Here is a 25,002-nt window from a genome sequence, read left to right as displayed (position 1 = left end):
TCTAGCTTAACGCGCGCGCCAGAACGGCCAGGGCGTCGTCGGGCGCGGGCCGCCCCCACGCGGCCGAGGCGGCCTGCAAGGAGGCCAGGGCTCCGCGCCCGCCGCTGGCGCCGCCCGCAAGACCCTCCAGGGTCTCCATCAGCACCCGCTCGGCCCGCAGCTCGGCGGCCTTGACGTCCTCCCGCAGGCCTTCGCGCGCGCCATCGTCCACGGGGGGAATCGCCGCCTTCAAGGTGCGGCGCACGTCCCGGATGGGAACCAGAACCTTGGCGTCCCAGGCCTTGGCTGCGGCCACGCCCTGGGCCAGCGCCTGGGCGTCCGGTCCCTCGGCCCAGACCGCCCAAAGCAGGAAGGAGGTGTTCTGGCCGTGCGCGTCCTGCAGGGCCAGCGTCGCCTCGGGCACGCCGACCTGGCCATAGGCCTCGAGGGTCCAATCCCAGAGCGACATCACACCTCTCCTGACAGCGGGCCGACATCCTGGCCCCAACGTTTCACCGGCCGCCACGAGAGCCCGAACAGGTCCAGCGCCCGGCCGACCGACTGGTCGACCATCTCCTCCAGCCCGGCCGGCTTGGCATAGAAGGCCGGCAGCGGCGGGGCGATCACCGCCCCCATCTCCGCCAACTTCACCATGGTCCGCAGGTGACCCAGGTGCAGGGGCGTCTCACGAACCATCAGCACCAGGGGACGGCGCTCCTTCAGCGTCACGTCGGCCGCGCGGGTGAGCAGGGAGGACGTCACCCCGGTGGCCACCTCGCTCATGGTGCGCACCGAGCAAGGGGCGACGATCATGCCAAGGGTCGGGAAGGAGCCCGATGCGATCGAGGCGCCTACATCTCCGACCTTGTGCGCCACATCGGCCCGGGTCTGGACATCGGCGACCGTGAGGTCGGTCTCCTGGGCGATGGTCAGCGCCGCGGCTCGGCTGAGGATCAGGTGGCTCTCGACGTCCAGCTCACGGCAAGCGTCCAGCACTCTCAGGCCATAGGTGACGCCGCTGGCTCCGGAGATGCCCACCACGAGGCGTGGACGGTCAGTTTTTGTCATGCCGTTGGGTCCTCGCGCCTGATTTCAAGGCGCCTGTTCCATCCGCTCACGTGCAAACATATGTGATCTGACAGACCAGACCAGCGGGTGTTCAGTGGTGGCATCGTTCCAACACAAGGAGACGACCCGTCATGGCCGTTGAAGCCCGCATCCGTGAACTTGGATCCCGCCACCACTCTCTCGATCAGGCGATCCAGGACGAGCTTAACCGACCAGCATCAGACGAGGCCCGCCTCAAGGAACTCAAGCGCAAGAAGCTCAAGCTGAAGGAAGAGATGGAGGCGCTCCGCGCCCAGCCTCACTAGAGGCTAAGAGCTCCAGCGCCCGCTGGAGGGGACGTTCCTGGGCGGGCGCTCGCGTCAGGCCCAGGGCTCGGTCTTGATTCAGTCTTCGGCGTCGTCTTCGTCGTAGCCCGCGTCATCGGCGGCGTCTTCGACCTGCGCTGACCCCGTGACGGAGGCCGGCTCCAGGGTCGCGCCGTCCGGCTCGACGATCCCGCGCTTGGCGTCATCCTTGGCCTTCTTGTCGGCCGCCTTGCGAACGACCGCGTCCAGCTCGAGCTGAGTCGAGAGGCCGAGCGTCACCGGGTCCACCGGCTTGATGTTGGCGGCGTTCCAGTGCTGGCGATTACGCACCTGGTCGATGGTGGCCTTCGTCGTGCCCAGCAGACGCGCGATCTGGCTGTCGGCCACTTCAGGGTGATTGCGGATGAACCAGGCGATGGCGTCGGGACGATCCTGGCGGCGCGACACCGGGGTGTAGCGGGGGGCCTTCTTCACCGGCTTCAGCAGTTCGGCGTGGCGGCTTTTCTGGGCGACCATGCGGTACTTGTCGCTCGCCTGGGCGGCGTCGAGTTGTTCACGGGACAGCTGGCCGTTGGCGATCGGGTCGGCGCCGCGGATGTCGCGCGCCACTTCGCCGTCGGCGATACCCTTCACTTCCAGGGGATGAAGGCCGCAGAAGTCGGCGATCTGTTCGAAGGTGAGCGAGGTGTTGTCGACCAGCCAGACGGCGGTCGCCTTCGGCATCAGAATGTCGGTCATGACGGACTCCGAAAATGACGGCGCCCGGCCTTTCGGCCGGGCGGTGCATAAGTAGCAGAGCGTCATATAGGCGTGTTCCGCTGCCAAGAAAACGACAATCGCGAGCTTGGGCCTAGCCTGAGTTCCTTTTGAATCAGGACCTTCGAGCCTTCGGGTGGCGACGCGCCGAACCTGCCCCGCGCGAGGCGCATTCCGGCGCCCCGCGCGACACCGCACGCCGACGCTACAGCCTATGGATGCATATACTCATTCTGAGGTGGTCTTCGGTCAGAATGCCTGGTTTTTGTCGCGGCCGCCGAGCTTTCTGGGTCCGGGAGGTTTTTTCGCGCCGGGGTCCCGCCAGAGAGCAACCGGCCGCGCCTGTCAGGCGAACCGCGAACGGTCCGGCTCCAGTATTTCTCCCAATAAAACAAATACCTGAGGCGCGGCGAAAGACAGGCTCGCCCACAGAACGCCGGAAACGGCGTGGGGGTGTTAAGTTGTATTAACTATGAAAAACCCAAATCGGGTCGAAAAAGTACAGTTTCCGAAAGAATTTGATCCGATAAACAAATCTCGCATGAGACGATCTGTCGCAAACCCAAACAACGAGGCGCCGCGTCGCAATTGCCCCCCGGGCGCGCCGAAGACAACCTATGAACGTCATCCGCAAACTGCTTTTGCAGCACCGAGCCGAAGTCCACGCTCAGATGATCGCCGCCCGCGCCAAGGCCGCAGAGCCCTTCGAGGCGGAGCTGCGCGCGGTCAATATCGCGCTTGCGGCCCTCGATGGGGCGCCTCTGATCGAGGAAGAGCCCGAGCAGCCGTCGCCTGATCCCAAGCCCGAGGCGGCACGCAAGAGCCGACTGAGCCGCGGCCGCATCAAGCGCAGCCTGGAGGACATGATCCTGGCGTCTCTGCGCGCCCACGACGAGGGCGCCGACACCGGCACGATCCTGGAATCCCTTGAACGCCGATGGAACCGCAGCTTCCAGGAGTCGCGGGTGGTCGAGGAACTACGCCGGCTTGCCGCCGCCCGGACCGTGGTCCTGGAACGGGGGCATTGGCGGATGAGGGAACTGCCCGCCGCCTGGACGGGCGAAACCTCCGCCCAGCACGTCGCCGCCTAGTCCAGCGGCTTGCGACCGACGATGCGCAGGCCGTAGCCGCCGGAGCCCGGCAGCACGGTGGCGGAGTTGGATAGCAGGGTCATGTCGCGCACGCCGAGATCCAGCAGGATCTGGGCGCCGACCCCGTAGTCGCGCAGCACATTGGCGCCGTGATCGGTTCCGGGCTCGGCGCCGTAACGCTCCGACAGCCAGGCGGGGTTGGAGTCGCGGATGAACACCGCCACCCCCGCCCCCTCATAGGCAGCGATGGCCTGCAGGGCGCGCGGCACGTAGTCCCGGCGCGCCTCTGTATGGCCCAGCATGTCGGCGGCCATATCGACCCGGTGCATGCGCACCAGGGTCGGTTTGTCGGGGTCGATCTTTCCCTTGGTCAGGACCACATGTTCGGTGGCGTCGAGGATGTTGCGATAGATCACCATCCGGAAGCGGCCGCCGTACGCGGACTCGAACGGCGTCTCCAGCACCCGCTCCACCTGCCGTTCCGTGCGGCGACGATAGGCGATCAGGTCGGCGATGGTGCCGATCTTCAGGCCGTGCAGTTGCGCAAAGCCCACCAGGTCGGGCAGGCGGGCCATCGACCCATCATCCTTCATGATCTCGCAGATCACGCCGGCGGGGTTGAGACCCGCCATCCGGGAGATGTCCACCGCGGCCTCGGTGTGGCCGGCGCGGACCAGGACGCCGCCGTCACGGGCCACCAGCGGGAAGACGTGGCCCGGCGACACGATGTCGTCCATGCCCTTGGTCGGGTCGATGGCCACGGCCACGGTGTGGGCGCGGTCGTGGGCCGAGATGCCGGTGGTGACACCTTCGGCCGCCTCGATTGAGACGGTGAAGGCCGTCCCCATACCCTCACGGTTTTCCGCCGCCATGGGCGGCAGGCGCAGCTGGCGCGCGCGATCACTCGTGATCGACAGGCAGATCAGGCCGCGCGCGTGCTTGGCCATGAAGTTGATCTGGTCGGGCGTTGCGAACTGGGCCGGGATGATGACATCGCCCTCGTTCTCGCGGTCCTCGGCATCCACCAGGATGTAAGGGCGACCGTTGCGGGCGTCCTCGATGATGTCCTCGATCGGCGAGATCGCGGATTCATGGGCCTCTTCACTGCCGCCACCACCGCCATCGGAGGCGGAGGACGAGGAACCGGGCTGGACAAGATAGGGGCGCTTCATCGGGCGGCTTTCAGCAAGGCGAATTCCAGGACCTGTTCTCCCACCGTGGTGAGTTGCCAGGCGTCCTTCGGGTCCACACAGGCCCCTTCGGCGTCGAAGGAACCGGAATTGGCGTTCAGGGCCGCACCGAACGGCGTCGGCCAGCCCCTCAAGGCATGTATGATCGATCGCAGCGTGGTCAATGTCGTGCCGGCGGCCTGCCAGCCCTCGGCGGTGATGACGCAGCCCACGGCGCGGCCGGTGAAGTAGGGGCGCGCGTCATCGCGCAGGCCCTCCAGGGTGTCCAGCGCGTTCTTCACCACCCCCGAGATCGAGCCGTGATAACCGGGAGAGGCGACGATCACGCCGTCAGCCTCACGCACCGCGTCGGTCAGGACTTTTTGCTCAGGTGTCGGGCCACCCGGCTGGGGATTGTAGATCGGCAGGCCGGCAAGGAACTCGCCCCCCAGCAGGCGCGTCTCGCCCCCGCCCGCCTCGACCGCCGCCAGCGCCACCTTGAGCGCTTTCTCGGTCGAGGAGTTGGAGCGGATGGTGCCGCCGATCCCGACGATCAGCGGCTTTCGCGCCAGAGAACCCATGCCTACTCCTCAAACACCTTTTTCAGCTCGGTCTTGAGGATCTTGCCATTGGCGTTCCGAGGCAGGGTTTCGGGCCAGAACACGACCTTCACCGGGACCTTGAACCCCGCCAGCCGCTCGCGCACCCAGGCCCGCAGTTCGGCTTCGGTCGCCGTCCCCCCGGGTTTCAGATGCACGATGGCCGCCGGTTCCTCACCGAGCGTCTTGTGCGGAACGCCGACAAGAGCCGCGTCCATCACGTCGGAATGGTCATACAAAACATTTTCGACTTCGACACAGTAGATGTTTTCGCCGCCGCGAATGAGCATGTCCTTGGCGCGGTCGATGATGAACAGGAAACCTTCCTCGTCAATTCGCGCCAGGTCGCCGGTGCGCAGCCAACCGTCGACGAAGGTTTCGGCCGTGGCCTCCGGCTTGTTCCAGTAGAGTTTCACCACCTGCGGCCCCTTGACCCAGAGCTCGCCCACCGCGCCTTCCGGCAAGATGGTGAGACCGTCGGCGGGGTCGCGGATCTGCATCTCGCCCACCGGAGCGGCGGGCCCGGCGCTGTCGGGGCGAACCGAATAGTCCTTGCCCAGGTGGCTGGTGAAGGTGGCCGTCGTCTCCGTCATGCCCCAGCCATTGCCGGGCTGAGAGGCCGGGAACACCTCGACGATCTTGCGCACGAGCTCCGGCGCCGAGGGGGCGCCGCCATAGGAGACCGCCACCAGGGACGACAGGTCGTACTTGGCCCGCGCCGGGTGCTCGATCAGTTGCCAGGCGATGGTGGGGACGCCGCCCGTGGAGCTGACCTTCTCGGCCTCGATCAGCTTCATGGCCGCCTCGGGCTCCCAGCGGCGCATCATCACGATCTTGCCCCCGGCGTTCATGCTGGGGCTCATGTTCGCCGACAGGCCCGTGGCGTGGAACATCGGCACCACCAGCAAGGACACCCGCTGGGGCAGCTTGTGCGGATCGCTTTCCGGCAGCGGATCGCCCGCCCGCAGGAAGTTGCGCGTGGCCGAGATGCCGCTGGCCATGATGTTCGACGTCATGTTGCGGTGGGTGCCCAGGGCCCCCTTAGGCTTGCCGGTCGTCCCGGAGGTGTAGAGGATGGTGGCGTCGTCCTCGGGTTCGATCGTCACGTCGGGCAGGGGTCGGTCGGTCAGCCTGACCCAGTCGTTGGGCTTGCCGATCACGTCCTCCAGGCGGCTGACCTTGGCGCGACCGGGGGCCTCCGACAGCCTGGAGACATAGACACGCTCCAGATCGGGCAGGTTCTCGAGATGGCCGGCCAGACGCTCCAGCCGCTCGTCGTCGACGAAGGCCACCCTGGTCCCGGAATCGGCCAGGCCATATTCGAGTTCGGCCCCCGTCCACCAGGCGTTCAACGGAGTGACGATGGCGCCCAGCAGGATCCCGGCCCAGAAGGTCACCGGCCATTCGGGCAGGTTGCGCATGATGACCGCGACCCGGTCGCCCTTCTTCACGCCGTCGGCGGCCAACCGGTGAGCGAGGGTGATCGTCGCCCGCGCATAGGCCTCATAGGTCACCCGTTCGTCCTCGTTGATCAGGAACTCGCGCTCGCCGAACGTTCTCCCGCTGAGGAAGACATCGCGCAGGGTCGGCGGCGCATTCTTCCAGGTGCGGGTGCGCACGCCCCGGATGACCTTTTCTTCCATCTCGAACCGCTGCCCCGGCGCCGTCAGCTGGGCATGGGCCTGGTCGATGGACATCACGGGCCAGGCGGGGGCGTCGGTCATGGAAATCCTCGGGGTCTTCGAAATGGGGAGGGTTTGAAATGTCTGGATGTGCGAAGGGCGGTCCCCGCTAAGGAACCGCCCCCACAGTGTCGCGCCTTTCCGAAACCGGAAAGGGCCTCGATCGGCTTTAGGCCTTCTCGGCTTCCTTGGCGCCGCGGAGCGCCTCGTAACCCTTTTTCAGGTCGGCCAGTTGGTCGGCGTACTTTTCCTGGGCGTCCTCGCGGAGGCGCGGGATGTGGTACTTCGGGAACAGGTCGTTGTCGGGCGTGTAGTCCTTCAGGACCTGCTTGGCCAAGGTCACCTTGTGGACCTCGGTGGGGCCGTCCGCGATGCCCATCACCAGCGAGCTGGTGACCATGTGCATGAAGGGCATTTCGTTGGAGACGCCGAGCGCGCCGTGCAGGTGGGCGGCCTTGGTGGCGATGTCGTTATAGACCTTGGGCATCAGGACCTTGATGGCCGCGATGTCCTTGCGCACCAGGTTGTAGTCCTTGTGCTTGTCGATCAGCCAGGCGGTCCGCAGCACCAGCAGGCGGAAGCTTTCCAGAGCGATCCAGCTGTCGGCGATGTCGGCCTGCACCATCTGCAGATCGGCCAGCTTGCCGTCACGGGTGTTCCGCGAGGCGGCGCGTTGGCACATCAGATCCAGGGCGTGCTTGCAGGACCCCACCGTGCGCATGGCGTGGTGAACCCGGCCGCCGCCCAGGCGGACCTGGGCGATGACGAAGGCCGCGCCACGCTCGCCCAGCAGAGCGTCATAGGGGACGCGCACGTTGGTGTAGCGGACATAGCCCTCGGTGCCGCCGCCGATCTCGCCGCCACCGCCGACGCCGACATTACGGATGATCTCGACGCCGGGGGTGTCGGTGGGCACCAGGAAGATCGAGGTGCGGCGATACGGGTCCTTCGCGTCGGGATCGGTGACCGCGTAGAGCACCAGAACCTTGGAGAAGCGGGCGTTGGTGGAGAACCACTTCTCGCCGTTGATCACCCATTCATTGCCGTCCAGGACCGCGCGGGTCTTGAAGGTCAACGGGTCGGAACCGCCGGTCGGCTCGGACATCGAGAAGGCCGAACGGATGTCGCCGTTCAGGAGCGGCCAGAGATACTGCTCCTTCTGCTTGTCGGTGCCGTAGTGGGCGATGATCTCGGCGTTGCCGGTATCGGGCGCCTGGCAGCCGAAGACCGTAGGCGCCAAGCCGTTGCGGCCGAGCTTCTCGTTCATCAGGCCCAGCTTCAACTGGCCGAAGCCCTGGCCGCCCAGTTCGGGGCCGAGGTGGCAGGCCCACAGGCCCTGGTCCTTCACCTTCTGCTGCAGCGGCTTGATGAACTTCTCGCGGCCGAGCGGGCCGTGAACGGCCATGCCCAGGTGGCTCAGAGGTTCGACCTCCTCGCGCATGAAGTCCTCAATCCAGTCCAGCTTCTTCTGGAACTCCGGGTCGGTTTCAAAATCCCAAGCCATCTATGGCCTCCCATGTCGCCGCTGAGTGCGGGCTGATTTTCCTAAATCCGGTATGGCGTAGAGCGACGCCAAACCAAAAATCCGCGACGCAACAGGCCCTTAGGCCTCCGGTCTGGTCGCCATTATCAAACGCCCGTTCGGCTTACGCAACGTCGCCTTTGCGTCAAACACACGAAATTCTTGGCGGCGCACTCCTGGCGGGCGCCGATCCATGGCGGGCTTCGGCGAACTTGATGTTGAAACCGGGGCGGCGCTGCGGGCACGGTGCGCCCGTACCCCGCATGAAGGAACGCCCCATGACCCGGCCCGAAAAACTCGGCTTCTCCAGCGAACGCCTCGGCAAGCTCGATGCGTTCCTTCAGGCCCGCTACATCGAACCGGGCCGCATCCCCTGCGCCCAGGTGCAGATCAGCCGGCGGGGCGAACTGGTTCACGAGACCTTGCTGGGCCAGGCCGACCGCGAGCGCAGCAAGGCCGTAGCCACCGACACCGTCTTCCGCATCTACTCCATGACCAAGCCGATCACGAGCGTCGCATTCATGATGTTGGTGGAAGAAGGCCTGGTGGCCCTGGACGACCCGGTCAGCCGCTTCATCCCCGAATGGAAGAACCTGGGGGTCTTCGCCGCCGGGATAACCCCGCAGTTCATGACCACGCCCCCTACCCGTCCCATGCAGATGGTGGACCTGTTGCGCCACACCTCGGGCCTGACCTACGGCTTCCAGAACCGCGGCAATGTGGACGCCGCCTACCGCAGACTGAAGATCGCCGACACCCATGGCGCCGACATGGATGGCTTCGTCGCCGAACTGGCCAAGCTGCCCCTGGAATTCTCGCCGGGCGCGGCCTGGAACTACTCGATCTCCACCGACGTGCTGGGCGTTCTGGTGGAGCGCATCTCAGGCATGCCGTTCCAGACGTTCCTGCAGACCCGCATCTTCGATCCGCTGAAGATGACCGACACCGGCTTCCACGTGCGTGAAGACCAGAAGCCGCGCTTCGCCGCCTGCTACAACGCCACCCCCGCCGGCGGCCTGACGCTACAGGACGACCCGGAGACCAGCCCCTATCTCACCGCGCCCAACTTCCACTCCGGCGGTGGCGGCCTGGTGTCGACGGCCAAGGACTACATGGCCTTCTGCCGGATGCTGGGGAACGGCGGTGTGCTGGACGGACAGCGGCTGATCGCGCCCAAGACCTTGAAGCTGATGGCGTCCAACCACCTGCCCGGCGGCCAGGACCTGACGGCCCTGTCGCGTTCGCTGTTCTCCGAGGCCACCAACGCCGGCGTCGGGTTTGGCCTGGGCTTCGCCGTCACCTTCGATCCGGTGCAGGCCATGCTGACCTCGAGCCCCGGCGAATACTACTGGGGCGGGGCGGCCTCGACGGCCTTCTGGATCGATCCGGTGGAGGACATCCAGGTGGTGGTCATGACCCAGGTGCTGCCATCCAGCGCCTATCCGATCCGCCGCGAGTTGCGGACCCTGGTCTACTCGGCCCTGGTTGAACCCTAAGCCTTCGAAGGCGCCAGCGGCTGGCCGGCCTCGGCCACCGCCTCGGCGGCCTCGCTCTCCTCCAGGCCGCCGGGAAGGCTCATGCCGGTGTCGGGCGCGTCGCCGTGCGGGGTGAACTTCATCAGGCGGGCGTTGCGCCACGGCCCCCAACGATACCAGGCCGCCGCCAGGATGCAGGAGGTGATGCTGCCGAGCGGGAAGCTCCACCAGATGGCGTCGGCGCCAATCACCGGCATCAGCAGCTTGGCGAACGGCACCCGGACGACCCACAGCGAGATGATCATGGCGAACAGCGGTGGCCAGACCGATCCAGTCGCCCGCACGATCCCCGACAGCACGAAGGACACCCCGAACGGGATGAAACCCCACAGCACATAGGCGTTGAGGTGCATGGCGATGGCGTGGGAGGGGCTGCCGACCGGCAGGAACAGATGCAGGATCACCGGCTCCACCAGATAGATCAGCACGACGGGAACGGCGCTGAACAGGGCGGCGTAGGCCGAGCCGATCAAGGCGATCCGGTCGACGCGGTCCATCCGCCCCGCACCCACGTTCTGCGCGGCCATGGAAGAGACCGCGGCCCCCAGCGCCATGGCTGGCATCTGCACATAGGTCCAGAGCTGGGTCGCCGCCCCGTAGGCCGCAGCCGTACTGGAGCCGTAGGTGTTGACCATGCTGATCATCAGCACCGCAGAGCCGGAGATCACCAGCATCTGGAAGGCCATGGGCATGCCCTTGACCACGATGGTCTTCAGGATCTCGAACTCGGGCTTAAGTAGCGTCCACTCATGGCGGCGCAGCACCAGGACCGAGTTGGTCCGATAGAGATAGACGAGCATGGCTGCCAGGGTCGCGGTCTGGCTGACCAGGGTGGCGGTCGCAGAGCCGGCGATCCCCATCTTCGGCGCCGGCCCGAAGCCGGTGATCAGCAGCGGGTTCAGGATCACGTCCAACCCCACCGCGAACAGCGAGAAATAGAAGGGCGTCCGGGAGTCGCCGGTGGCGCGCTGCGCCATCATGACGAAGGAGAAGAAGTACATGAACGGCATGGCCAGGAAGATCACCCGCAGATAGGTGATGGCGTCCTGGATGGCGTCGGCCGGCGTGCCCATGGCATGCAGGATCGCCGGCGTGAGCAGCCAGCCCCCCGCCCCGACAGAGATCGAAAGCACGATGAAGAAGGTCGTGGCGGTGCCGATCACCCGCTTGACCATCGCATTGTCGCCGGCCCCGATCGACTGACCGATCAGCAGGTTGGCCGCCATGCTGACGCCAAAAGCCGCCCCCAGCATCAGGAACAGCAGGATGTTGGCGTTGGAGGTGGCGGTGAGCGCCGCCTCGCCCAGGACATGGCTCACCCAGATTGCGTTGGCCGAGCCGTTCAGGGACTGCAGGATATTGGAGCCCATCACCGGCAGGGCGAAGACGATCAGGGTCTTTCCGATGGGGCCTGTGGTCAGGTCAGGACCGCCGCGCCCGCGGGGGCCGCCGGGCGGGAAGCCGGGCCGGGGACCGCCGGCAGGGGCCGCAACCGGCCCATCGTCTGAACTCGAAACCACAGCCATCCCCAAGGCGCGCCACGCGCCGCCCGCCTTCGACTGGTCCCCGAAAAATGCGGAGGCGCGGCGTGTTCCCCGAAAATGCGAGGGAGCGAGTTGAGCCGACTGTAGGCGCCCCATCCCGGCGCCTCAAGCACGGCCCTTGCGAAAAAGCGTCACGCGCCACACGATTTGAGCCGGACGCGATCTCCTGTTAGAGGCACGTCCTGCGGGAATTGACGTGGCAAGACCGCCGCCATCGCTTACGAAAGACTCCATGAAAATCCTTGTTACGGGCGGCGCCGGATTCATCGGGTCGGCGGTCGTGAGACGGGCCGTGGCGGACGGCCACGAGGTGGTCAACCTCGACGTCCTGGCCTACTCGGCCAATCTGGAGAATGTGGCCGAGGTCTCGGCCTCACCGCTCTATGCCTTCGAAGAGGCCGATATCTGCGACGCGCCTGCGGTGAAGGCGATCTTCGCCCGCCACCAGCCCGACGCGGTGATGCATCTGGCGGCCGAAAGCCATAACGACCGGGCCATCGATGGGCCGCTGGATTTCGTGCGCACCAACGTCATGGGCACGGCCGTCCTGCTGGAGGCCGCGCGCGCCTACTGGCTCAGCCTGGAACCGGACAGGAAGGCGGCCTTCCGCTTCCACCACGTCTCCACCGACGAGGTGTTCGGGGCTTTGGGCGAGAGCGGCGCCTTCACCGAAGAGACTCCCTACGACCCCAACTCGCCCTATTCGGCCAGCAAGGCTGGCGCCGACCATCTGGTGCGCGCCTGGAACCGCACCTTCGGCCTGCCGGTGGTGATCACCAACTGCGCCAACAACTACGGCCCCTTCCAGTTTCCCGAAAAGCTGATCCCCACGGTGGTGCTGCGCGCCATGGAGGGCAAGACGATCCCCGTCTATGGCGACGGCCGCCAGGTGCGCGACTGGCTGCACGTGGACGACCACGCCGACGCCTTGCTGACCGTGCTTCAGAAGGGCCGGCTGGGAGAGACCTATTGCGTGGGTGGCGATAGCAACCTGCGCAACATCGAGGTCATCAAGATCCTCTGCGCCCACCTGGACAGGCTGGCGCCGGCCAATGTCCCGCACGCCGAGCGGATCAGCTTTGTCGCCGACCGGCCCGGGCACGACTTCCGATACTCCATTGACGCCTCCAAGCTCGCCAATGAGCTGGGCTGGGCGCCTCGAACCGATCTCGCCGCTGGCCTGGAGGACACCGTGCGCTGGTACGTCGAGAACCGGGCCTGGTGGGAAGCCATCCGTGAGCGCGGCTTTGAGTCCGAGCGTCTGGGCCTCGCCACCGTATGACCACGACGATCCTGCAGTTCGGCGCCACCGGGCAATTGGCCCGGGAGATGCTGCTCCGCTCCAGCGGTGGGGTGACCATCAAGGCCCTTTCCCGCGCCGACGTTGACGTCACCGACGCCGACGCCGTGGCCCGGGCCATCGGCGAGACGCCCGACATCGACCTGGTGTTCAACGCCACGGCCTACGCCGCCGTCGACAAGGCCGAGAGCCAGGCCGATCTCGCCTATGCGGTGAACGCCAAGGGCCCGGAGGCCATGGCCAAGGCTTGCCAGGCGCGTGGCGTGCCCCTGATCCACATCTCCACCGACATGGTGTTCGACGGCGAGAAGGCCGGCGCCTATGTCGAAACCGACGCCACCAACCCGCTGCATGTCTATGGCGCCTCCAAGCTGGCCGGCGAGCAGGCGGTGCTGGAGTACTGCGACCGCGCCCTGGTGGCCCGCGTCTCGTGGCTGTTCTCCGCCTTCGGGCAGAACTTCCTGCAGATGATGCTCAAGCTCGCCGCCACCCAACCCCTGCTGAAGGTGGTGGACGATCAGCGCGCCTGTCCCACCGCCAGCGGCGACGTGGCGGGCTTCTCGCTCAGCCAGGCCCAGCGACTGTCGCGTCTGCCGGCCGGCGCCCCGGAGTGGGGCCTGCTGCACCTGGTCAATGGGGGGGTCGCCACACGCTTCGAGATGGCCCAGGCGATCTTTGAATTGGCCCGACCCGGCCAGACCTTGCCGGCCATGCAGCCGGTGCCCACCAGCGCCTTCCCGACTCCGGCGCGGCGGGCGTTGAATTGCGAACTGGACACGGTGAAGCTCCAGGGCGTCTTTGGTCTGACGCTGCGGCCGTGGCGCGAGGCGCTGGAGGACACCATCGAAGATCTGAACGCCGCCCCGGTGAACGCGTGAGACGCGGCATCATTCTGGCCGGAGGCTCCGGTACGCGCCTGCACCCGCTGACCCTGGCGGTCTCCAAGCAGCTGCTGCCGGTCTACGACAAGCCGATGATCTACTATCCGCTGTCGGTCCTGCTGTTGGCCGGCGTGCGCGAGATCCTGATCATCACCACGCCGGAGGACCAGATGGGCTTCCAGCGCCTGCTCGGCGACGGTTCCCAGCTCGGCGTGCGGTTTGAATACATCGTCCAGCCGACGCCGGGCGGCCTGGCCGAGGCCTATATCCTGGGCGAAGACTTCGTGGGCGGCGAGCCCAGCGTCATGATCCTCGGCGACAACATCTTCTTCGGCCAGAACTTCAGCCAGATGCTGCGCTCGGCCGACGCGCGCACCCAGGGCGCCACGGTGTTCGGCTACACGGTGCAGGATCCCGAACGCTATGGCGTCGTGGAGCTGGGCGCCGATGGCCGGGCCCTGGGCATCGAGGAGAAACCCACCCATCCGAAGTCCAACTATGCGGTGACCGGCCTCTACTTCTACGACGGCCGCGCCTCGACCTTCGCCAAGACCCTCGCCCGCTCGGCGCGCGGCGAGTTGGAGATCACCGCCCTGAACCAGATCTACCTCGAGGCCGGAGAATTGCACGTCGAGCTGCTCGGGCGGGGCTTCGCCTGGGAAGACGCCGGCACCCACGACAGTCTTATCCAGGCCGGTGAACTGATCCGAACCTTCGAGCAGAGGCAGGGCCTGCGGATCGGGTGCTTGGAGGAAATCGCGTTCCATCAGGGCTGGATCGACAGGGCCCAACTGCTCAAGCTCGCCGACCGGCTGGCCAAGAGCGAGTACGGCCAATACCTGCGCCAGCTTGCCGACCGGCCGCAGGGCTTCGACGATCCCGCCGAGTAGCCGACTCCTGACGCGGCGGTGGGCGACGCCCTCTCCGCCGACGGCGCTCCGAACGGCGAGGAAGTTCATCGCCGGCCCAGCGGCCGCAAGGGCTTGGCAGGGGCCGCGCCCGGCGCCAGCCTGACCGCCTGTCGGAAGGATGATCCCCATGCGCCGCCTGCTGTTCGCCCTGGCCCTGCTGCTGGTCGCCGGCCCCGCCGTGGCCGACGACGTGCCCCTGAACGCCCTGGTGGCCGAGTACGAGGCCTATGCCCTCGCCGATGATCCGATCACCGCGGGAGGTGAGGGCGACCGCGCGGCTCTGTCGCGTCTGCCTGACGTGACGCCCGCCGCCGACGCCGCGCGAACCAAGGCGCTGAGGGCCTTCCAGATGCGGCTTTCCGGCATCGACACCACCGGCCTGTCAGAGGAGGCGACCCTGAACCGCGCCTTCCTGGCCTGGACGCTGGATCGTCAACTCCACAGCCTGGCCTTCGACGAGGCCCGCATGCCGTTCAATTCCGACGGTGGGTTCCACCAGACCCTTGGCTACTTGGCCGCCACCACCCCGATCCGGTCGAGCGCCGACGCCCGGGCCTGGCTCGACCGGCTGAACGCCATCCCGGCCTACTACGCCGCCAACATCGCCAACGCCCGCCGGGGCGTAAAGGCCGGCTTCACCCAGCCGCGCGGCACCAACGACCAGGTCCTGGCCCGCGCCAAGGAGATGGTCGCCGTGCCGGTGGAGAGCGACGTTCTGCTGACGCCGTTCCAGATCTTGCCCAGCGCGATCCCGGCGGCGGAACAGACGACGCTTAGGGCCCAGGCCACGGCGATCGTCCGCGACAAGGTGCGACCCGCCCAACGCGACTTCGTGACCTTCCTTGAGTCGGAATACCTGCCCACCAGCCGCAAGGCTCTGGCCGCCCGCAGCCTGCCGGACGGCGAGCGCTACTACCGCTGGCTGGTGGCCGACCACACCACGACGAAAATGACGCCCGACGAGATTCACGCCGCGGGCCTGGCTGAGGTGGCCCGTATCCGGGCGGAGATGGACGGGGTGATCGTCGACACCGGGTTCACGGGCGACTTCAAGGCCTTCCTGGCCATGCTGCGGACCGATCCCCGGTTCTACGCGACCTCGCGGGAGGATCTGCTGGAGAAGGCCTCGCGTATCGCCAAGCGGATCGACGACAAGCTGCCGGGCTGGTTCTCCACCCTGCCACGTCTGACCTATGGCGTGCGCCCGGTGCCCGCCGACATCGAGGCCAACTACACCACCGGGCGCTATTTCTCCGGCAGCCCCGCGCAGGGCGTGGCCGGCGGCTACATGGTCAATACCGCCAAACTGGACCAACGGCCGCTCTACGAACTGCCGGCCCTGACTCTGCATGAGGCCGTCCCGGGCCACCACCTGCAGATCGCCCTCGCTCAGGAATTGCGAGACGTTCCGACCTTCCGCCGCAACGCCGGGGTCACCGCCTTCACGGAGGGCTGGGGGCTCTACGCCGAGAAGCTGGGCGGAGAGATGGGCATCTACCAGGATCCCTATGAGCGGTTCGGGCGGCTCTCCTACGAGATGTGGCGCGCCTGTCGGCTGGTGGCTGACACGGGGATCCACTGGAAGGGCTGGAGCCTGGACCAGGCGCGGTCCTGCTTCACCGACAACTCCGCCTTATCGCCGTTGAATATCGAGGTGGAACTGGCCCGTTATGTCTCCTGGCCGGGCCAGGCCGTGGCCTACAAGGTCGGAGAGATGAAGATCGTCCAGCTGCGGACCAAGGCCCAGGCCGAACTCGGCGAGACGTTTGATATCCGCCATTTCCACGACGCCGTCCTGTTGGCCGGTCCGCTGCCCCTGGATCTGCTGGAAACCCGCGTCAGCCTCTGGGCGAAAACAGCCCGCGCGCCATGAAACTTTTTGTTTTGGACTGGCGTTTGAGGGGCGACACTTCGTCACCGCTTCATCGACGATGAATCGGCGCAACACTCAAGCTTAGCTGTCTCCCCCCGAACCAAAGGCAGCAGCGGAGGAAATGAGTATGGCCGGAGCTTCTCTTGGCCCCGTGCAGCGGCGACCGCGCCTCTACAGGGTGGCCCTGATCGCGGGCTTCCTGGGTCTGAACGTCGCCTTCTGGTATTTGGCGATCAAGGCCATCGCCCTCGTGGGCCTGCTCGCGACCCTTTAGCCCCAAACCTAGTCGGGCCAAAGTTCCTGCACATCGCCCTTGCGGTTCAACACCCGCACGGCGCGCTTGACCACCGTCAGCAGGCGCTCCTTGCGTGCCTGTTCGTCATAGGTCATTGCGCCCTTGGCCAAGCCTTCCAGCAGGAAACGACCCAGATCGCGGCTGGTCTGGAAACGGGGGTCTTCGCCGGCCTGGGCCAGGGCCAGGAACCGGTCTCCGACCTGGGCCCGATCGAAGGCGCTCTGAGCGGCGGCCAGGCGAACCCGCAGCATGGGCTCGGTGCGGGCGGCGGTTTCCAGCTCCGCGAAGGCCACGAACGGAACCTCGTGCAGCAACGCCCAGTAAGCGTCGATAGCATGTTCCGAGGCGTCCACGCCGGGGGCGGCAGGCGCCGAGGCGGCCTGTTCAAACAGCCTGGCGCGCTCGACCTCGATATAGGTGACCGCAGCCTCCACCAATTCTTCGCGGCTCGCGAAATGGTAGAGCATCGCGCCCCGCGTCAGGTTCGCGGCATCCGCGATCATGGCGTTGGTGGCGGCGTGATAGCCGACGTCGGCGAACAGCCGCATGGCGGCGTCGAGGATGCGTGCTCGGGTCCGCCGGGACTTCGGCGTCTCCTTCGCAGGATAGGTACGGGCGTCCATCGGGACCTGATTTGGGGTGACCTGGGGAGGGTCGGCCTGAGGAATCCCTTACCCCCAAAGGCCCTGCTTCGAAAGAGGCACGATCGGTTTCATGAGAATGACATGCAATCAGCCTAACCGGCGGGCGTTGGTTGCTCGCCAAGAGGCCCTTGATGTCCGAGTTCGGAATCCGACGTTATCGCACCGTGTTCATTTCCGACGTCCACCTCGGGACAAAGGGGTGTCAGGCGGAGTTGCTGCTCGATTTCATCCGCCACATCGAGTGCGACAATCTCTTCCTTGTCGGTGACATCATTGACGGCTGGAAACTGCGCTCGGGCTGGCACTGGCCGCAGAGCCACAACGACGTGGTGCAGAAGGTCCTGCGGATGGCCCGCAAGGGGGTGAATGTCACCTATGTCCCCGGCAACCATGACGAGGGCGCGAGAGAGTTCATCGGGGTGCACTTCGGCGGCGTGGTGGTGGCCCGCGATGTCATCCACGAGACCGCCGACGGCAAGCGCTTCCTGGTGCTGCATGGCGATGAGTTCGACGGGGTGGTGCAGCATGCCCGTTGGCTGGCCTTCGTCGGCGACTACGCCTACCGGGCTCTGATCGCGGTCAATACGATGTTCAACCGCGTGCGCCGGCGGCTGGGCTTCGGCTATTGGAGCCTCTCGGCCTTCCTGAAGACCCGAGTGAAGAACGCGCTGCAGTTTGTCGAGAACTTCGAAGCCGCCGTGGCGGACGAAGCCCGGCGCCGTGGGGTCGACGGCGTGATCTGTGGCCACATCCACAAGGCCGAGATGCGCGATATCGACGGGATCGCCTATATCAACGACGGCGATTGGGTGGAGAGTTGCACGGCGCTTGTCGAGCACAGCGACGGTCGGCTTGAAATCCTGGAGTGGGCCAAGATCCGTTCCTGGTCGGCCATCGACCGGACGATGCCGGACCTGCGCCCTACGCCGGCCATCGCGGCGTAACGGCGTTTTCTTGACAGCCCCTCCGAACTGACGACAGTGCCGCTGTCATGACGCTGCCCCCAACTCGCTACGTCTCCAATCTGCGCGATCGCCAGAAGGCCGAGACTCACGATCAGATCCTGCGCGCAGTAGCCACCCGACTGGAGTCCGGCGGGTTGGAGGAGCTGAGCTTCGCCGAGATCGCCGCCGAGGCGAAGGTCGGCGAGCGCACCGTCTACCGCCACTTCCCCACCCGCGAAGCCCTGATGGGTGCCTTCTGGGCCTGGCTGCAGACCCAGGCGCTCACCCCGCCCCGGCCCTCCCGCGCCCGGGTCCGCGACGCCATCACCGCCCCGCGCGACAGCCTCAAGCCCATGCGCATCATGGTGGTGACCGACGCCTGGGAGCCTCAGGTCAACGGTGTGGTCCGGACCCTGACCCGGGTCATCAAGGAGATGCGCGAGATGGGTCACTCGGTCGAGGTGATCAGCCCCGACCAGTTCAAGACCTTCCCTCTGCCGACCTATGCCGAGATCAAGGTGGCTGTGGGCACCTACGAGCCGGTGCAGGAGCGTTTCAAGGCCTTTGAACCGGAAGCCATCCACATCGCCACCGAGGGCCCCCTGGGCCTGGCGGCGCGGCGCATCTGCGTGGAATGGAAGCTGCCCTTCACCACAAGCTACCACACGCGGTTCCCGGAATATGTCTCGGCCCGCCTGCCGCTCCCGCTGGCCGCCGGCTACGCCTACATGAAGTGGTTCCACAAGCCGTCGGGCCGGCTGATGGTGGCCACCCCCACCATGCGCGACGAGTTGGAGCATCACGGCTTCCGCAACATCACCGCCTGGTCGCGGGGCGTCGACACCGAGGCCTTCCATCCCCGCGGCGAGGGCGACCCCGACGTCTATGAGGGCCTGGCCCGACCCGTCTTCCTGTCGGTTGGCCGGGTGGCGGTGGAGAAGAATATCGAGGCCTTCCTTTGCCTCGACCTGCCCGGCACCAAGGTGGTGGTGGGCGACGGCCCTCAGACCGAGGAGTTGAAGGCCAAGTACCCGGAGGTGGTGTTCCGCGGCTTCAGGATGGGCGAGGAGTTGGCCGCTCACTTCGCCTGCGCCGACGCCTTCGTCTTCCCCTCGCTGACCGACACCTTCGGTCTGGTGATCCTGGAAGCCATGGGCGCGGGCACGCCGGTGGCGGCCTATCCGGCGCCCGGTCCCATCGACATCATTCCGGGCAGCAACGCCGGGGTCCTGGCTGGCAGCGCCACGGAGGGCCTGCGTGAAGCCTGCCTCGAAGCCCTGAAGCTGGACCGCAAGGTCGTGCGGGCCTTCGCCGAGGGCTTCTCCTGGCGCGCCTGCGCCGAGGACTTCGTGCGCAATCTGCAGCCCTATCCTGAGCCCGAGAAGACCCGCTTCTGGCGCCGCCTGCGCCGACTGGCGCGGGTCCGGCGTCGACGCCCCGAAGCCGCCTGATCCACACAAAGAAAACGCCGCGATCCCGAAGGACCGCGGCGCTCTTGGCGTGCCGGTTTGAGGGGGCTCAGGAGGCCGGACGCGCCATGGGGGTAAGCTTGGCGGCGGCCGACTGCTGGCCGGCGTGCTGACCAGCGGGCAGCGGGATCAAGCCGCGGCTTTGCAGATAGCCGCCGCGGCCGGTGGCGGCGTCGGAGACGAACTCGTTGACGTAGTCCTGGAGGCCTTGCGTCACGCCGATGTGGGACTTCTTCACATAGATGTAGAGCGAGCGGGCCAGAGGATACGAGCCGTCGGAGATGGAGCCGGCCGAAGGCTTCACACCGTTGACGCTGGCGCCCTTGATCTTGTCCATGTTCTCTTCGAGGTAGGACCAGCCAAAGACGCCCAGCGAACCCGGCGTCTTCGTCAGGGTGCCGACGATGGCGTTATCGTTCTCACCGGCGTCAACCCAGCCATCCTTGCGGAGCGGGTCGACCACTTCCTTGAACTTCTTCTCATTGTTCGACCGCAGTTCTTCGGCCGTGGGGTACTTGCGGGCCCCAGCCTCGATGGCCAGCTCGACGAAGGCGTCACGAGTGCCGGAGGTGGGTGGCGGACCAAAGACCTGGATACGGTTGCCGGGCAGGCCGGCGCCGATCTCGTCCCAGGTCGTGTAGGGGTTGGCCACGAACTTGCCCTGGCGCAGCACATTGGCCGACAGGCCGAGATAGAGGTGCTCGGTCTTGAAGGCGTAGTCGGCGCCATCCTTGTCGGTGGCCACGACGATGCCGTCGAAGCCGATCTTGATCTGGATGATGTCCTTCACGCCCTTGGCGGCGCAGGCGTCGAACTCGGACTTCTTCATCGGGCGCGAGGCGTTGGCGATGTCGGGGAAGGCGTCGCCGACCCCACCGCAGAACAGCTTGATGCCGCCGCCGGTGCCCAGGCTCTCGATCTTCGGCGACTTCTTGCCGGTCTTCTTGGCGTAGTTCTCCGCCACCCGGGTGGAGAAGGGGAAGACGGTGGAGGAGCCTGCCGCCCAGACGTAGTCGCGCGCGGCGAAGGCCGGGGCGCCGAAGGCCAGCGTCGCGGAGGCCGCAGCGCAGGCCAGGAGGGCTTTCTTAGCCATGGTGATCTTCACGGGAGATATCTCCGAAAGGGATGCGGGGCGACCCTGAGGCCGCCCCGCGAGGGGTTGCCTTAGAAGTCGAACTGCGCGCGGAACTGCAGGGTGTCCACATCGACGTCGGCGCCGACAGCGACGTTGTCGTTCTTGGACTTGCTGTAGTTGGCCATGAAGCGGACGTAGGGGTGGGGATACCAGTTGGCCCCCACGGTCCAGGCGGTGTACTCGCCCGCCGTGGCGGGAATCTTGAAGTTGGTCAGGTCGACATTGTCGTAACGAACAGCCAGTTCCAGGGCCCCGTATCCGCCGCTGGTGACGGGGTTCAGGATTTTGGTGCGGCCCAATTCACCCTTCTTGACGTCCAGGTTGCGCATGTCGCCGGTGACGAAGAACGAACCTGCGACATAGTAGGTGCGGAAGTCGCTGGAGAGCCCGGCCAGGCGGTCGACATCGGCCCTGGCGTACTCGGCCTGGATCGAGAACGGCCCGTGGATGTAGAGGCCTTCGACGCCGACCATGCGGTCTGAAACGCCCACCGCGCCCGTCGAGATATAGCGGGCTCCGTAGTTGGTGTTGTTGCGGGCCTGGTAGTTGAAGTTGGCCTGGTCCTGGCGGTCGCGGTAGCGGGCCCAAGCGCCGAGGTGCAGCTTTTGGGTGTCCTCATTGATGGGCGTGAAGGTCGCTCGGCCATTGACACCCAGGGTCTCGGAGCCGCCGGTGGCGGTGGCGGTGGGATCAGCGGCATTGAGGGAGTCGCCCGAGACGGCGACCGCCGCAGTCCAGTTCTGGCCGTTGGCCTTGACCTGGACATTCATCACGCGCCCGACGTCGAGGACGTCGTTGAAGGGGCCGCGTTCCATGAAGGTGATGTAGCGTGACGACGAGATGTTCTCGAGGGCGACGGTCTTGAAGTTACCCGCCAGGATCGAGATGTTGTCGGTGGGCTTGTACTCGAGGATCAGGTCCTCCCATTGGGTCGAACCACCGCCTGAGGAGATCGCGGCCTCGGCCTTGTAGGCCCAGTTGGCGTTCCAGGTGCCTTCAACGCCCAGGCGGGCGGTGCGCAGGCGGGTCACGTTGGCGTCGAAGTCGGCGCCGGTCTGGCGGTCGACCGATTGCGACACGAAGTCTTCATAGACGCGGCCGCGGACCTTGAAGGTCAGGGTGTCGTTGGTCCACTGCGGCGCGCCCTTCCAGGCGGTCGAGGTGTCTTGGGCGCTGGCGGCGCCGGCCGCCAACATGGCGACGCTGAGCGCCGCCCCGGCGCAGAGCGAGGTCTTGAACGTCATATCTTCGGATCCTTGTGGAGCTTATCCCCGTGCCTCTTCAGGCTAGGGGCGGCTTAACGAGGTCCTGTGACGCTCCGGCCAAACTTGCGTGACGGTCTGACGCCGAAACGATGACGGCCAGGCTCAAGTTTTATGACGCACGCTCCGTAGACGGAGCGCTCTACAGCAGGCGGGCGCGAATCGTCTGGCTGAGCATGTCGATCAAGGTGACCGCCACGACGATGACGATGGCGATCGCGGCGACCTGAGAATAGTTGAATCCATTCAGGGATTCGAACAGGGTCTGGCCGATCCCGCCCGCCCCGATCAGGCCCAGAACGGTGGCCGAGCGGGAGTTGGATTCAAACCGGTAGAGCGCATATGAGCTCCACAACGGCGCGACCTGGGGGATAACGCCCCAGACCACTTCCTGCAGCGGCGTGGCGCCGGTGGCGCGCACGCCCTCGACCGGTCCACGGTCGATGGACTCCACGGCCTCGGAAAAGAGTTTGGCCAGGACGCCGCCAGTGTTCAGCGCCAGCGCCATGACGCCGGCGAAGGGCCCGAGACCCACGGCCACGATGAACAACAGGCCCAGCACCAGGTCAGGAATCGAGCGCAGCAGATTCATCGCCAGACGCATCGGCTGCTGCAGCCAGACCGGCGAGATGTTGCGTGCGCAGACCAGGCCGAAGGGAATGGCCAGGAACACCGCCAGGCACGTGCCCCAGAGCGCGATCTGCACCGTCAGCCACATCTGGGCGACATAGAGCTTCCAGTTGGTGAAGTCGGGGCGCAGCAGTTCGCGGCCGAACTGCTGCATGTTCTCGGAATTGGAGAACAGCATTGGCAGGCGACTGATCTCCACCGGGCCGAAGCTGATGGCCAGGAATGCGATCACCCCACCCCAGACCAGGATGTCTGGCGCCCGCTGCGCCAGGGTGCGGCTCGGCGGCCGGGGAACGCCCGCGATCTTGGAATCTGTAAGGGTCATCAGACGTCCGGATTGACGGCGCGGCGCTGGGCGGCCTTGGTGCGGATGTCGTCGAACGCGGCCTGGGCCTTGGCGATCTTGGCGGCGTCGCCGCCACGCTTGGCGTCGGCCAGCACCTCGGAAGCCTCCATCTCGCGGATCGGGTCGAGATAGCTGTCGTCGGCCGGACGGAAGCCCCCATAGGCCAGGCCCTTGAGCACTTCGCGCTGCTTGTCGGCGCGCGGTCCCGTGCCGGTGCCGTAGGTGAGGAAGAATTGGCGCATCTTCTCACGGATCGCCGGATCGAGATCCTTGCGGGCGACGATCGAGGACTCGGGCAGCGGCGGCGAGCGCCAGATGACCTCGATCTTCTCGGCGATCTGCGGGTTCTCGCGGCCGGCGAAGACCAGGCCGACCGTGTTGTTGGTGGCGATGTCCAGCACGCCGTTGGCCACGGAGAAGACGTTGGCCTGGTGGCTGGCCGAGCGCACGGCCTTGAAGCACTTGGCCGGCTCGATATCCTTGGGCGTGAACAGATAGGCCATCGGGGCCAAGGTGCCCGAGGTCGACTTGGCGTCGCCCAGGCCGAACGTGTAGCGCTTGCCGCACTTCAGCACGTCGTCGAGCGTGATGCCGCTGCCCTTGCGGACGATCAGCACCGATTCATAGGAGGCGATGCCCCCGGAATCGACCACTCGCCCCAGCACCTGGCCCTCGGCGCGGCGCGTCGCCTCCAGCGCCGGCAGGGCCGAGAACCAGCCCACCTGCACCTGGTTGAAACGCATGGCCTCGATCAGCGAGGTGTAGTTCGTCGCGAAATAGGGCTTCACCTTCACGCCGGTATATTCCGACATGTCGTCCAGCAACGGCTGCCAGAGCGGCGCCATCGATTGCTGGCTCTCGGCCGACAGGATCGAGAAGGTGATTTCCTTGGGGGCGCCGGCGGCCTTTTGCTCAGGCTCGCCGCTGCAGGCGCCGAGCGCCAGCGCCAGGGCGGCGCCAAAGGCGGTCAGCAGGTGTCGACGGATCATTTCGGGGCTCCTTCCCAGAAGACGTCTTCGAATTCCGGGCCGTAGATATCGATGAGCTGTTTGCGGTCCAGGCCGTCGGCTGGGCCGTCATAGACGACCTTGCCGGCCTTCAAGGCCACCACCCGGTCGCAATAGCGCAGGGCGTAGTCGACCTGGTGCAGGGTGACCACGACCGTCAGGCCGTCATCCTTGTTCAGGTTCCGCAGGATTTCCATGACCCGGCGCGCCGAGACCGGATCGAGCGAAGCGACCGGTTCGTCGGCCAGGATGATCTTGGCCTTCTGGACCAGGGCGCGGGCGATGGCGCCGCGCTGCTGCTGGCCGCCGGACAGCGTATTGGCGCGCTGAGCCGCATACTCGGCCACCCCAACGCGGGCCAGGGCCGCCATGATCGCGGTCTTGGTCTCGGCCGGCCAGAGGCCAAACAGGCCGCGCGCCTTGTTGATCCGGCCGAGCGAGCCGAGCGCCACGTTCGAGAACAGGCTCAGACGGCCGACCAGGTTGAACTGCTGGAAGATGAAGCCGATGCGGATGCGCGCGTCGCGCACCTTGCCGCTGATCTTGCCCTCGGACTGCACCACACCGCCGAACGCCTCGATCCGGCCGTCGCCCTTGTCGATGGTCTGCAGGCCGCTGATCGAGCGCAGCAGCGTCGACTTGCCCGAACCGGACGGCCCGATCAGAGCGATCATCTCGCCCTTGCTCACATTCAATGAAACGGAATCGAGGGCGCGCCTGGAACCGAAGCTCTTCGAGGCGTTCCGCACGGACAGAACGGCGGCGTCAGACATAGATGGCGAGGCTTCCTCGGATCGGCGCGCGCACAGGACGGAACAACCGTAATCGCCCCCCCTTGCCACAGCTTCATGACATGTCGCGCGGCCTACGGTCTAGCGTCCGATAATGCAAGCGGCCGCGACAAGTCGTCGAATGTCCTGCGAAAGTCAGCGGGAAGCGGCTCAGATCAGGTCGGAAACTTCGTCCCAGACAAAGATCAGGTTTTCCGAACGCCAGAGCGGTCCTGGATCGACATAGCGTCCGGCGACCCGGCCGCCGAGCGCCTGGTAGAAGGC

24 protein-coding genes and 1 pseudogene are annotated in these 25,002 nt (G+C 66.3%); 11 read left to right on the top strand and 14 right to left on the bottom strand.

What is annotated here, in order from left to right; genetic code table 11:
- Nucleotide 1: 1 nt before the first annotated feature.
- Nucleotides 2-448: a TIGR02444 family protein gene (locus AAC997_RS12760; protein WP_340646078.1), complete on the bottom strand. Its 447-nt coding sequence runs from the start codon at nucleotides 446-448 to the stop codon at nucleotides 2-4.
- Entirely contained in the window at nucleotides 448-1,047 is a 600-nt protein-coding gene (locus AAC997_RS12755) for a UbiX family flavin prenyltransferase (protein WP_340646077.1), read from the bottom strand. Before AAC997_RS12755 ends, AAC997_RS12760 begins: the two co-directional genes overlap by 1 nt.
- 131 nt (nucleotides 1,048-1,178) lie before the next feature.
- Between AAC997_RS12755 and AAC997_RS12750 the strand changes: the two genes are divergently transcribed.
- Nucleotides 1,179-1,352: a DUF465 domain-containing protein gene (locus AAC997_RS12750; RefSeq protein WP_340646076.1), complete on the top strand. Its 174-nt coding sequence runs from the start codon at nucleotides 1,179-1,181 to the stop codon at nucleotides 1,350-1,352.
- 78 nt (nucleotides 1,353-1,430) lie between these two features.
- On the opposite strand, the gene AAC997_RS12745 is transcribed toward AAC997_RS12750, so the two are convergent.
- Entirely contained in the window at nucleotides 1,431-2,090 is a 660-nt protein-coding gene (locus tag AAC997_RS12745; protein WP_340646075.1) for a cell cycle transcriptional regulator TrcR, read from the bottom strand.
- Nucleotides 2,091-2,725: 635 nt separating this feature from the next.
- Here AAC997_RS12745 and AAC997_RS12740 point away from each other — a divergent pair.
- Nucleotides 2,726-3,199 carry a hypothetical protein gene (locus tag AAC997_RS12740; RefSeq protein WP_340646074.1) on the top strand — a complete coding sequence of 158 codons (474 nt, stop codon included), beginning with the start codon at nucleotides 2,726-2,728 and terminating at the stop codon, nucleotides 3,197-3,199.
- Here AAC997_RS12740 and ribB read toward each other — a convergent pair.
- The 4 genes from ribB to AAC997_RS12720 form a co-directional block, all read right to left on the bottom strand.
- Nucleotides 3,196-4,371: a 3,4-dihydroxy-2-butanone-4-phosphate synthase gene (ribB, locus tag AAC997_RS12735; RefSeq protein WP_340646073.1), complete on the bottom strand. Its 1,176-nt coding sequence runs from the start codon at nucleotides 4,369-4,371 to the stop codon at nucleotides 3,196-3,198. The two genes, AAC997_RS12740 and ribB, sit on opposite strands and share 4 nt — an antisense overlap.
- Nucleotides 4,368-4,949, bottom strand: a complete 582-nt coding sequence (locus AAC997_RS12730; RefSeq protein WP_340646072.1) for an NADPH-dependent FMN reductase — start codon at nucleotides 4,947-4,949, stop codon at nucleotides 4,368-4,370. The genes ribB and AAC997_RS12730 overlap by 4 nt, the downstream gene beginning before the upstream one ends.
- A 2-nt stretch (nucleotides 4,950-4,951) precedes the next feature.
- Nucleotides 4,952-6,691: a class I adenylate-forming enzyme family protein gene (locus AAC997_RS12725; protein WP_340646071.1), complete on the bottom strand. Its 1,740-nt coding sequence runs from the start codon at nucleotides 6,689-6,691 to the stop codon at nucleotides 4,952-4,954.
- A 127-nt stretch (nucleotides 6,692-6,818) separates the two neighbouring features.
- The gene (locus AAC997_RS12720) at nucleotides 6,819-8,153 is read right to left on the bottom strand and encodes an acyl-CoA dehydrogenase family protein (protein ID WP_340646070.1); all 1,335 of its coding nucleotides are present in this window, start codon (nucleotides 8,151-8,153) and stop codon (nucleotides 6,819-6,821) included.
- Between the two features lie 296 nt (nucleotides 8,154-8,449).
- Between AAC997_RS12720 and AAC997_RS12715 the strand changes: the two genes are divergently transcribed.
- Nucleotides 8,450-9,667, top strand: a complete 1,218-nt coding sequence (locus AAC997_RS12715) for a serine hydrolase domain-containing protein (RefSeq protein WP_340646069.1) — start codon at nucleotides 8,450-8,452, stop codon at nucleotides 9,665-9,667.
- Here AAC997_RS12715 and AAC997_RS12710 read toward each other — a convergent pair.
- Entirely contained in the window at nucleotides 9,664-11,226 is a 1,563-nt protein-coding gene (locus tag AAC997_RS12710; RefSeq protein WP_340646068.1) for an MATE family efflux transporter, read from the bottom strand. The genes AAC997_RS12715 and AAC997_RS12710 overlap by 4 nt on opposite strands.
- A 256-nt stretch (nucleotides 11,227-11,482) precedes the next feature.
- Here AAC997_RS12710 and rfbB point away from each other — a divergent pair, with 256 nt between their 5' ends.
- From rfbB to AAC997_RS12685, 5 genes are all read left to right on the top strand, one after another.
- The gene (gene rfbB / locus AAC997_RS12705) at nucleotides 11,483-12,532 is read left to right on the top strand and encodes a dTDP-glucose 4,6-dehydratase (RefSeq protein ID WP_340646067.1); all 1,050 of its coding nucleotides are present in this window, start codon (nucleotides 11,483-11,485) and stop codon (nucleotides 12,530-12,532) included.
- Nucleotides 12,529-13,428, top strand: coding sequence for a dTDP-4-dehydrorhamnose reductase (gene rfbD, locus AAC997_RS12700; protein WP_340646066.1), 900 nt, complete (start codon nucleotides 12,529-12,531; stop codon nucleotides 13,426-13,428). Before rfbB ends, rfbD begins: the two co-directional genes overlap by 4 nt.
- On the top strand, nucleotides 13,425-14,321 hold the full coding sequence (gene rfbA / locus AAC997_RS12695; protein WP_340646065.1) for a glucose-1-phosphate thymidylyltransferase RfbA: 897 nt from the start codon (nucleotides 13,425-13,427) through the stop codon (nucleotides 14,319-14,321). Before rfbD ends, rfbA begins: the two co-directional genes overlap by 4 nt.
- A 148-nt stretch (nucleotides 14,322-14,469) precedes the next feature.
- On the top strand, nucleotides 14,470-16,215 hold the full coding sequence (locus AAC997_RS12690) for a DUF885 family protein (protein WP_340646064.1): 1,746 nt from the start codon (nucleotides 14,470-14,472) through the stop codon (nucleotides 16,213-16,215).
- Nucleotides 16,216-16,342: 127 nt separating this feature from the next.
- A complete protein-coding gene (locus tag AAC997_RS12685) occupies nucleotides 16,343-16,489 on the top strand; it encodes a hypothetical protein (RefSeq protein WP_340646063.1) in 147 nt (48 codons plus the stop codon).
- 8 nt (nucleotides 16,490-16,497) lie between these two features.
- Here AAC997_RS12685 and AAC997_RS12680 read toward each other — a convergent pair whose 3' ends face one another.
- The gene (locus AAC997_RS12680) at nucleotides 16,498-17,133 is read right to left on the bottom strand and encodes a helix-turn-helix domain-containing protein (RefSeq protein WP_340646062.1); all 636 of its coding nucleotides are present in this window, start codon (nucleotides 17,131-17,133) and stop codon (nucleotides 16,498-16,500) included.
- A gap of 152 nt (nucleotides 17,134-17,285) precedes the next feature.
- Between AAC997_RS12680 and AAC997_RS12675 the strand changes: the two genes are divergently transcribed.
- From AAC997_RS12675 to AAC997_RS12665, 3 genes and pseudogenes are all read left to right on the top strand, one after another.
- Nucleotides 17,286-18,098, top strand: coding sequence for a UDP-2,3-diacylglucosamine diphosphatase (locus AAC997_RS12675; protein ID WP_340646061.1), 813 nt, complete (start codon nucleotides 17,286-17,288; stop codon nucleotides 18,096-18,098).
- A gap of 47 nt (nucleotides 18,099-18,145) precedes the next feature.
- Nucleotides 18,146-18,340: pseudogene (locus AAC997_RS12670) on the top strand (helix-turn-helix domain-containing protein); the annotation flags it as partial.
- Between the two features lie 111 nt (nucleotides 18,341-18,451).
- Nucleotides 18,452-19,549 (top strand): glycosyltransferase family 1 protein, encoded by a 1,098-nt coding sequence (locus AAC997_RS12665; protein ID WP_340646097.1) that lies wholly within the window; start codon nucleotides 18,452-18,454, stop codon nucleotides 19,547-19,549.
- Nucleotides 19,550-19,616: 67 nt separating this feature from the next.
- On the opposite strand, the gene AAC997_RS12660 is transcribed toward AAC997_RS12665, so the two are convergent.
- The 5 genes from AAC997_RS12660 to phnC form a co-directional block, all read right to left on the bottom strand.
- Nucleotides 19,617-20,660 (bottom strand): substrate-binding domain-containing protein, encoded by a 1,044-nt coding sequence (locus AAC997_RS12660; protein ID WP_340646060.1) that lies wholly within the window; start codon nucleotides 20,658-20,660, stop codon nucleotides 19,617-19,619.
- A 71-nt stretch (nucleotides 20,661-20,731) separates the two neighbouring features.
- Complete coding sequence (locus AAC997_RS12655) at nucleotides 20,732-21,946, bottom strand: porin (protein WP_340646059.1); 1,215 nt, start codon at nucleotides 21,944-21,946, stop codon at nucleotides 20,732-20,734.
- A 160-nt stretch (nucleotides 21,947-22,106) separates the two neighbouring features.
- Nucleotides 22,107-22,919 (bottom strand): phosphonate ABC transporter, permease protein PhnE, encoded by an 813-nt coding sequence (phnE, locus tag AAC997_RS12650; protein ID WP_340646058.1) that lies wholly within the window; start codon nucleotides 22,917-22,919, stop codon nucleotides 22,107-22,109.
- Nucleotides 22,919-23,929, bottom strand: a complete 1,011-nt coding sequence (gene phnD / locus AAC997_RS12645) for a phosphate/phosphite/phosphonate ABC transporter substrate-binding protein (RefSeq protein ID WP_340646057.1) — start codon at nucleotides 23,927-23,929, stop codon at nucleotides 22,919-22,921. The genes phnE and phnD overlap by 1 nt, the downstream gene beginning before the upstream one ends.
- Nucleotides 23,926-24,720: a phosphonate ABC transporter ATP-binding protein gene (phnC, locus tag AAC997_RS12640; protein ID WP_340646056.1), complete on the bottom strand. Its 795-nt coding sequence runs from the start codon at nucleotides 24,718-24,720 to the stop codon at nucleotides 23,926-23,928. The genes phnD and phnC overlap by 4 nt, the downstream gene beginning before the upstream one ends.
- Nucleotides 24,721-25,002 lie beyond the last annotated feature (282 nt).

Source organism: Phenylobacterium sp. (genome assembly GCF_037968635.1).
Lineage (GTDB): Bacteria > Pseudomonadota > Alphaproteobacteria > Caulobacterales > Caulobacteraceae > Phenylobacterium.
Note: the sequence above shows the minus strand (reverse complement) of the source record. Positions and strands in the feature narration are given on the sequence as shown.

What these genes read in the sequence shown, in the direction of transcription:
- AAC997_RS12760 (WP_340646078.1), bottom strand. Translation starts at nt 448, where the DNA reads ATGTCGCTCTGGGATTGGACCCTCGAGGCCTATGGCCAGGTCGGCGTG.
- AAC997_RS12755 (WP_340646077.1), bottom strand. Translation starts at nt 1,047, where the DNA reads ATGACAAAAACTGACCGTCCACGCCTCGTGGTGGGCATCTCCGGAGCC.
- AAC997_RS12750 (WP_340646076.1), top strand. Translation starts at nt 1,179, where the DNA reads ATGGCCGTTGAAGCCCGCATCCGTGAACTTGGATCCCGCCACCACTCT.
- AAC997_RS12745 (WP_340646075.1), bottom strand. Translation starts at nt 2,090, where the DNA reads ATGACCGACATTCTGATGCCGAAGGCGACCGCCGTCTGGCTGGTCGAC.
- AAC997_RS12740 (WP_340646074.1), top strand. Translation starts at nt 2,726, where the DNA reads ATGAACGTCATCCGCAAACTGCTTTTGCAGCACCGAGCCGAAGTCCAC.
- ribB (WP_340646073.1), bottom strand. Translation starts at nt 4,371, where the DNA reads ATGAAGCGCCCCTATCTTGTCCAGCCCGGTTCCTCGTCCTCCGCCTCC.
- AAC997_RS12730 (WP_340646072.1), bottom strand. Translation starts at nt 4,949, where the DNA reads ATGGGTTCTCTGGCGCGAAAGCCGCTGATCGTCGGGATCGGCGGCACC.
- AAC997_RS12725 (WP_340646071.1), bottom strand. Translation starts at nt 6,691, where the DNA reads ATGACCGACGCCCCCGCCTGGCCCGTGATGTCCATCGACCAGGCCCAT.
- AAC997_RS12720 (WP_340646070.1), bottom strand. Translation starts at nt 8,153, where the DNA reads ATGGCTTGGGATTTTGAAACCGACCCGGAGTTCCAGAAGAAGCTGGAC.
- AAC997_RS12715 (WP_340646069.1), top strand. Translation starts at nt 8,450, where the DNA reads ATGACCCGGCCCGAAAAACTCGGCTTCTCCAGCGAACGCCTCGGCAAG.
- rfbB (WP_340646067.1), top strand. Translation starts at nt 11,483, where the DNA reads ATGAAAATCCTTGTTACGGGCGGCGCCGGATTCATCGGGTCGGCGGTC.
- rfbD (WP_340646066.1), top strand. Translation starts at nt 12,529, where the DNA reads ATGACCACGACGATCCTGCAGTTCGGCGCCACCGGGCAATTGGCCCGG.
- AAC997_RS12690 (WP_340646064.1), top strand. Translation starts at nt 14,470, where the DNA reads ATGCGCCGCCTGCTGTTCGCCCTGGCCCTGCTGCTGGTCGCCGGCCCC.
- AAC997_RS12685 (WP_340646063.1), top strand. Translation starts at nt 16,343, where the DNA reads ATGGCCGGAGCTTCTCTTGGCCCCGTGCAGCGGCGACCGCGCCTCTAC.
- AAC997_RS12680 (WP_340646062.1), bottom strand. Translation starts at nt 17,133, where the DNA reads ATGGACGCCCGTACCTATCCTGCGAAGGAGACGCCGAAGTCCCGGCGG.
- AAC997_RS12675 (WP_340646061.1), top strand. Translation starts at nt 17,286, where the DNA reads ATGTCCGAGTTCGGAATCCGACGTTATCGCACCGTGTTCATTTCCGAC.
- AAC997_RS12665 (WP_340646097.1), top strand. Translation starts at nt 18,452, where the DNA reads ATGCGCATCATGGTGGTGACCGACGCCTGGGAGCCTCAGGTCAACGGT.
- AAC997_RS12660 (WP_340646060.1), bottom strand. Translation starts at nt 20,660, where the DNA reads ATGGCTAAGAAAGCCCTCCTGGCCTGCGCTGCGGCCTCCGCGACGCTG.
- AAC997_RS12655 (WP_340646059.1), bottom strand. Translation starts at nt 21,946, where the DNA reads ATGACGTTCAAGACCTCGCTCTGCGCCGGGGCGGCGCTCAGCGTCGCC.
- phnE (WP_340646058.1), bottom strand. Translation starts at nt 22,919, where the DNA reads ATGACCCTTACAGATTCCAAGATCGCGGGCGTTCCCCGGCCGCCGAGC.
- phnD (WP_340646057.1), bottom strand. Translation starts at nt 23,929, where the DNA reads ATGATCCGTCGACACCTGCTGACCGCCTTTGGCGCCGCCCTGGCGCTG.
- phnC (WP_340646056.1), bottom strand. Translation starts at nt 24,720, where the DNA reads ATGTCTGACGCCGCCGTTCTGTCCGTGCGGAACGCCTCGAAGAGCTTC.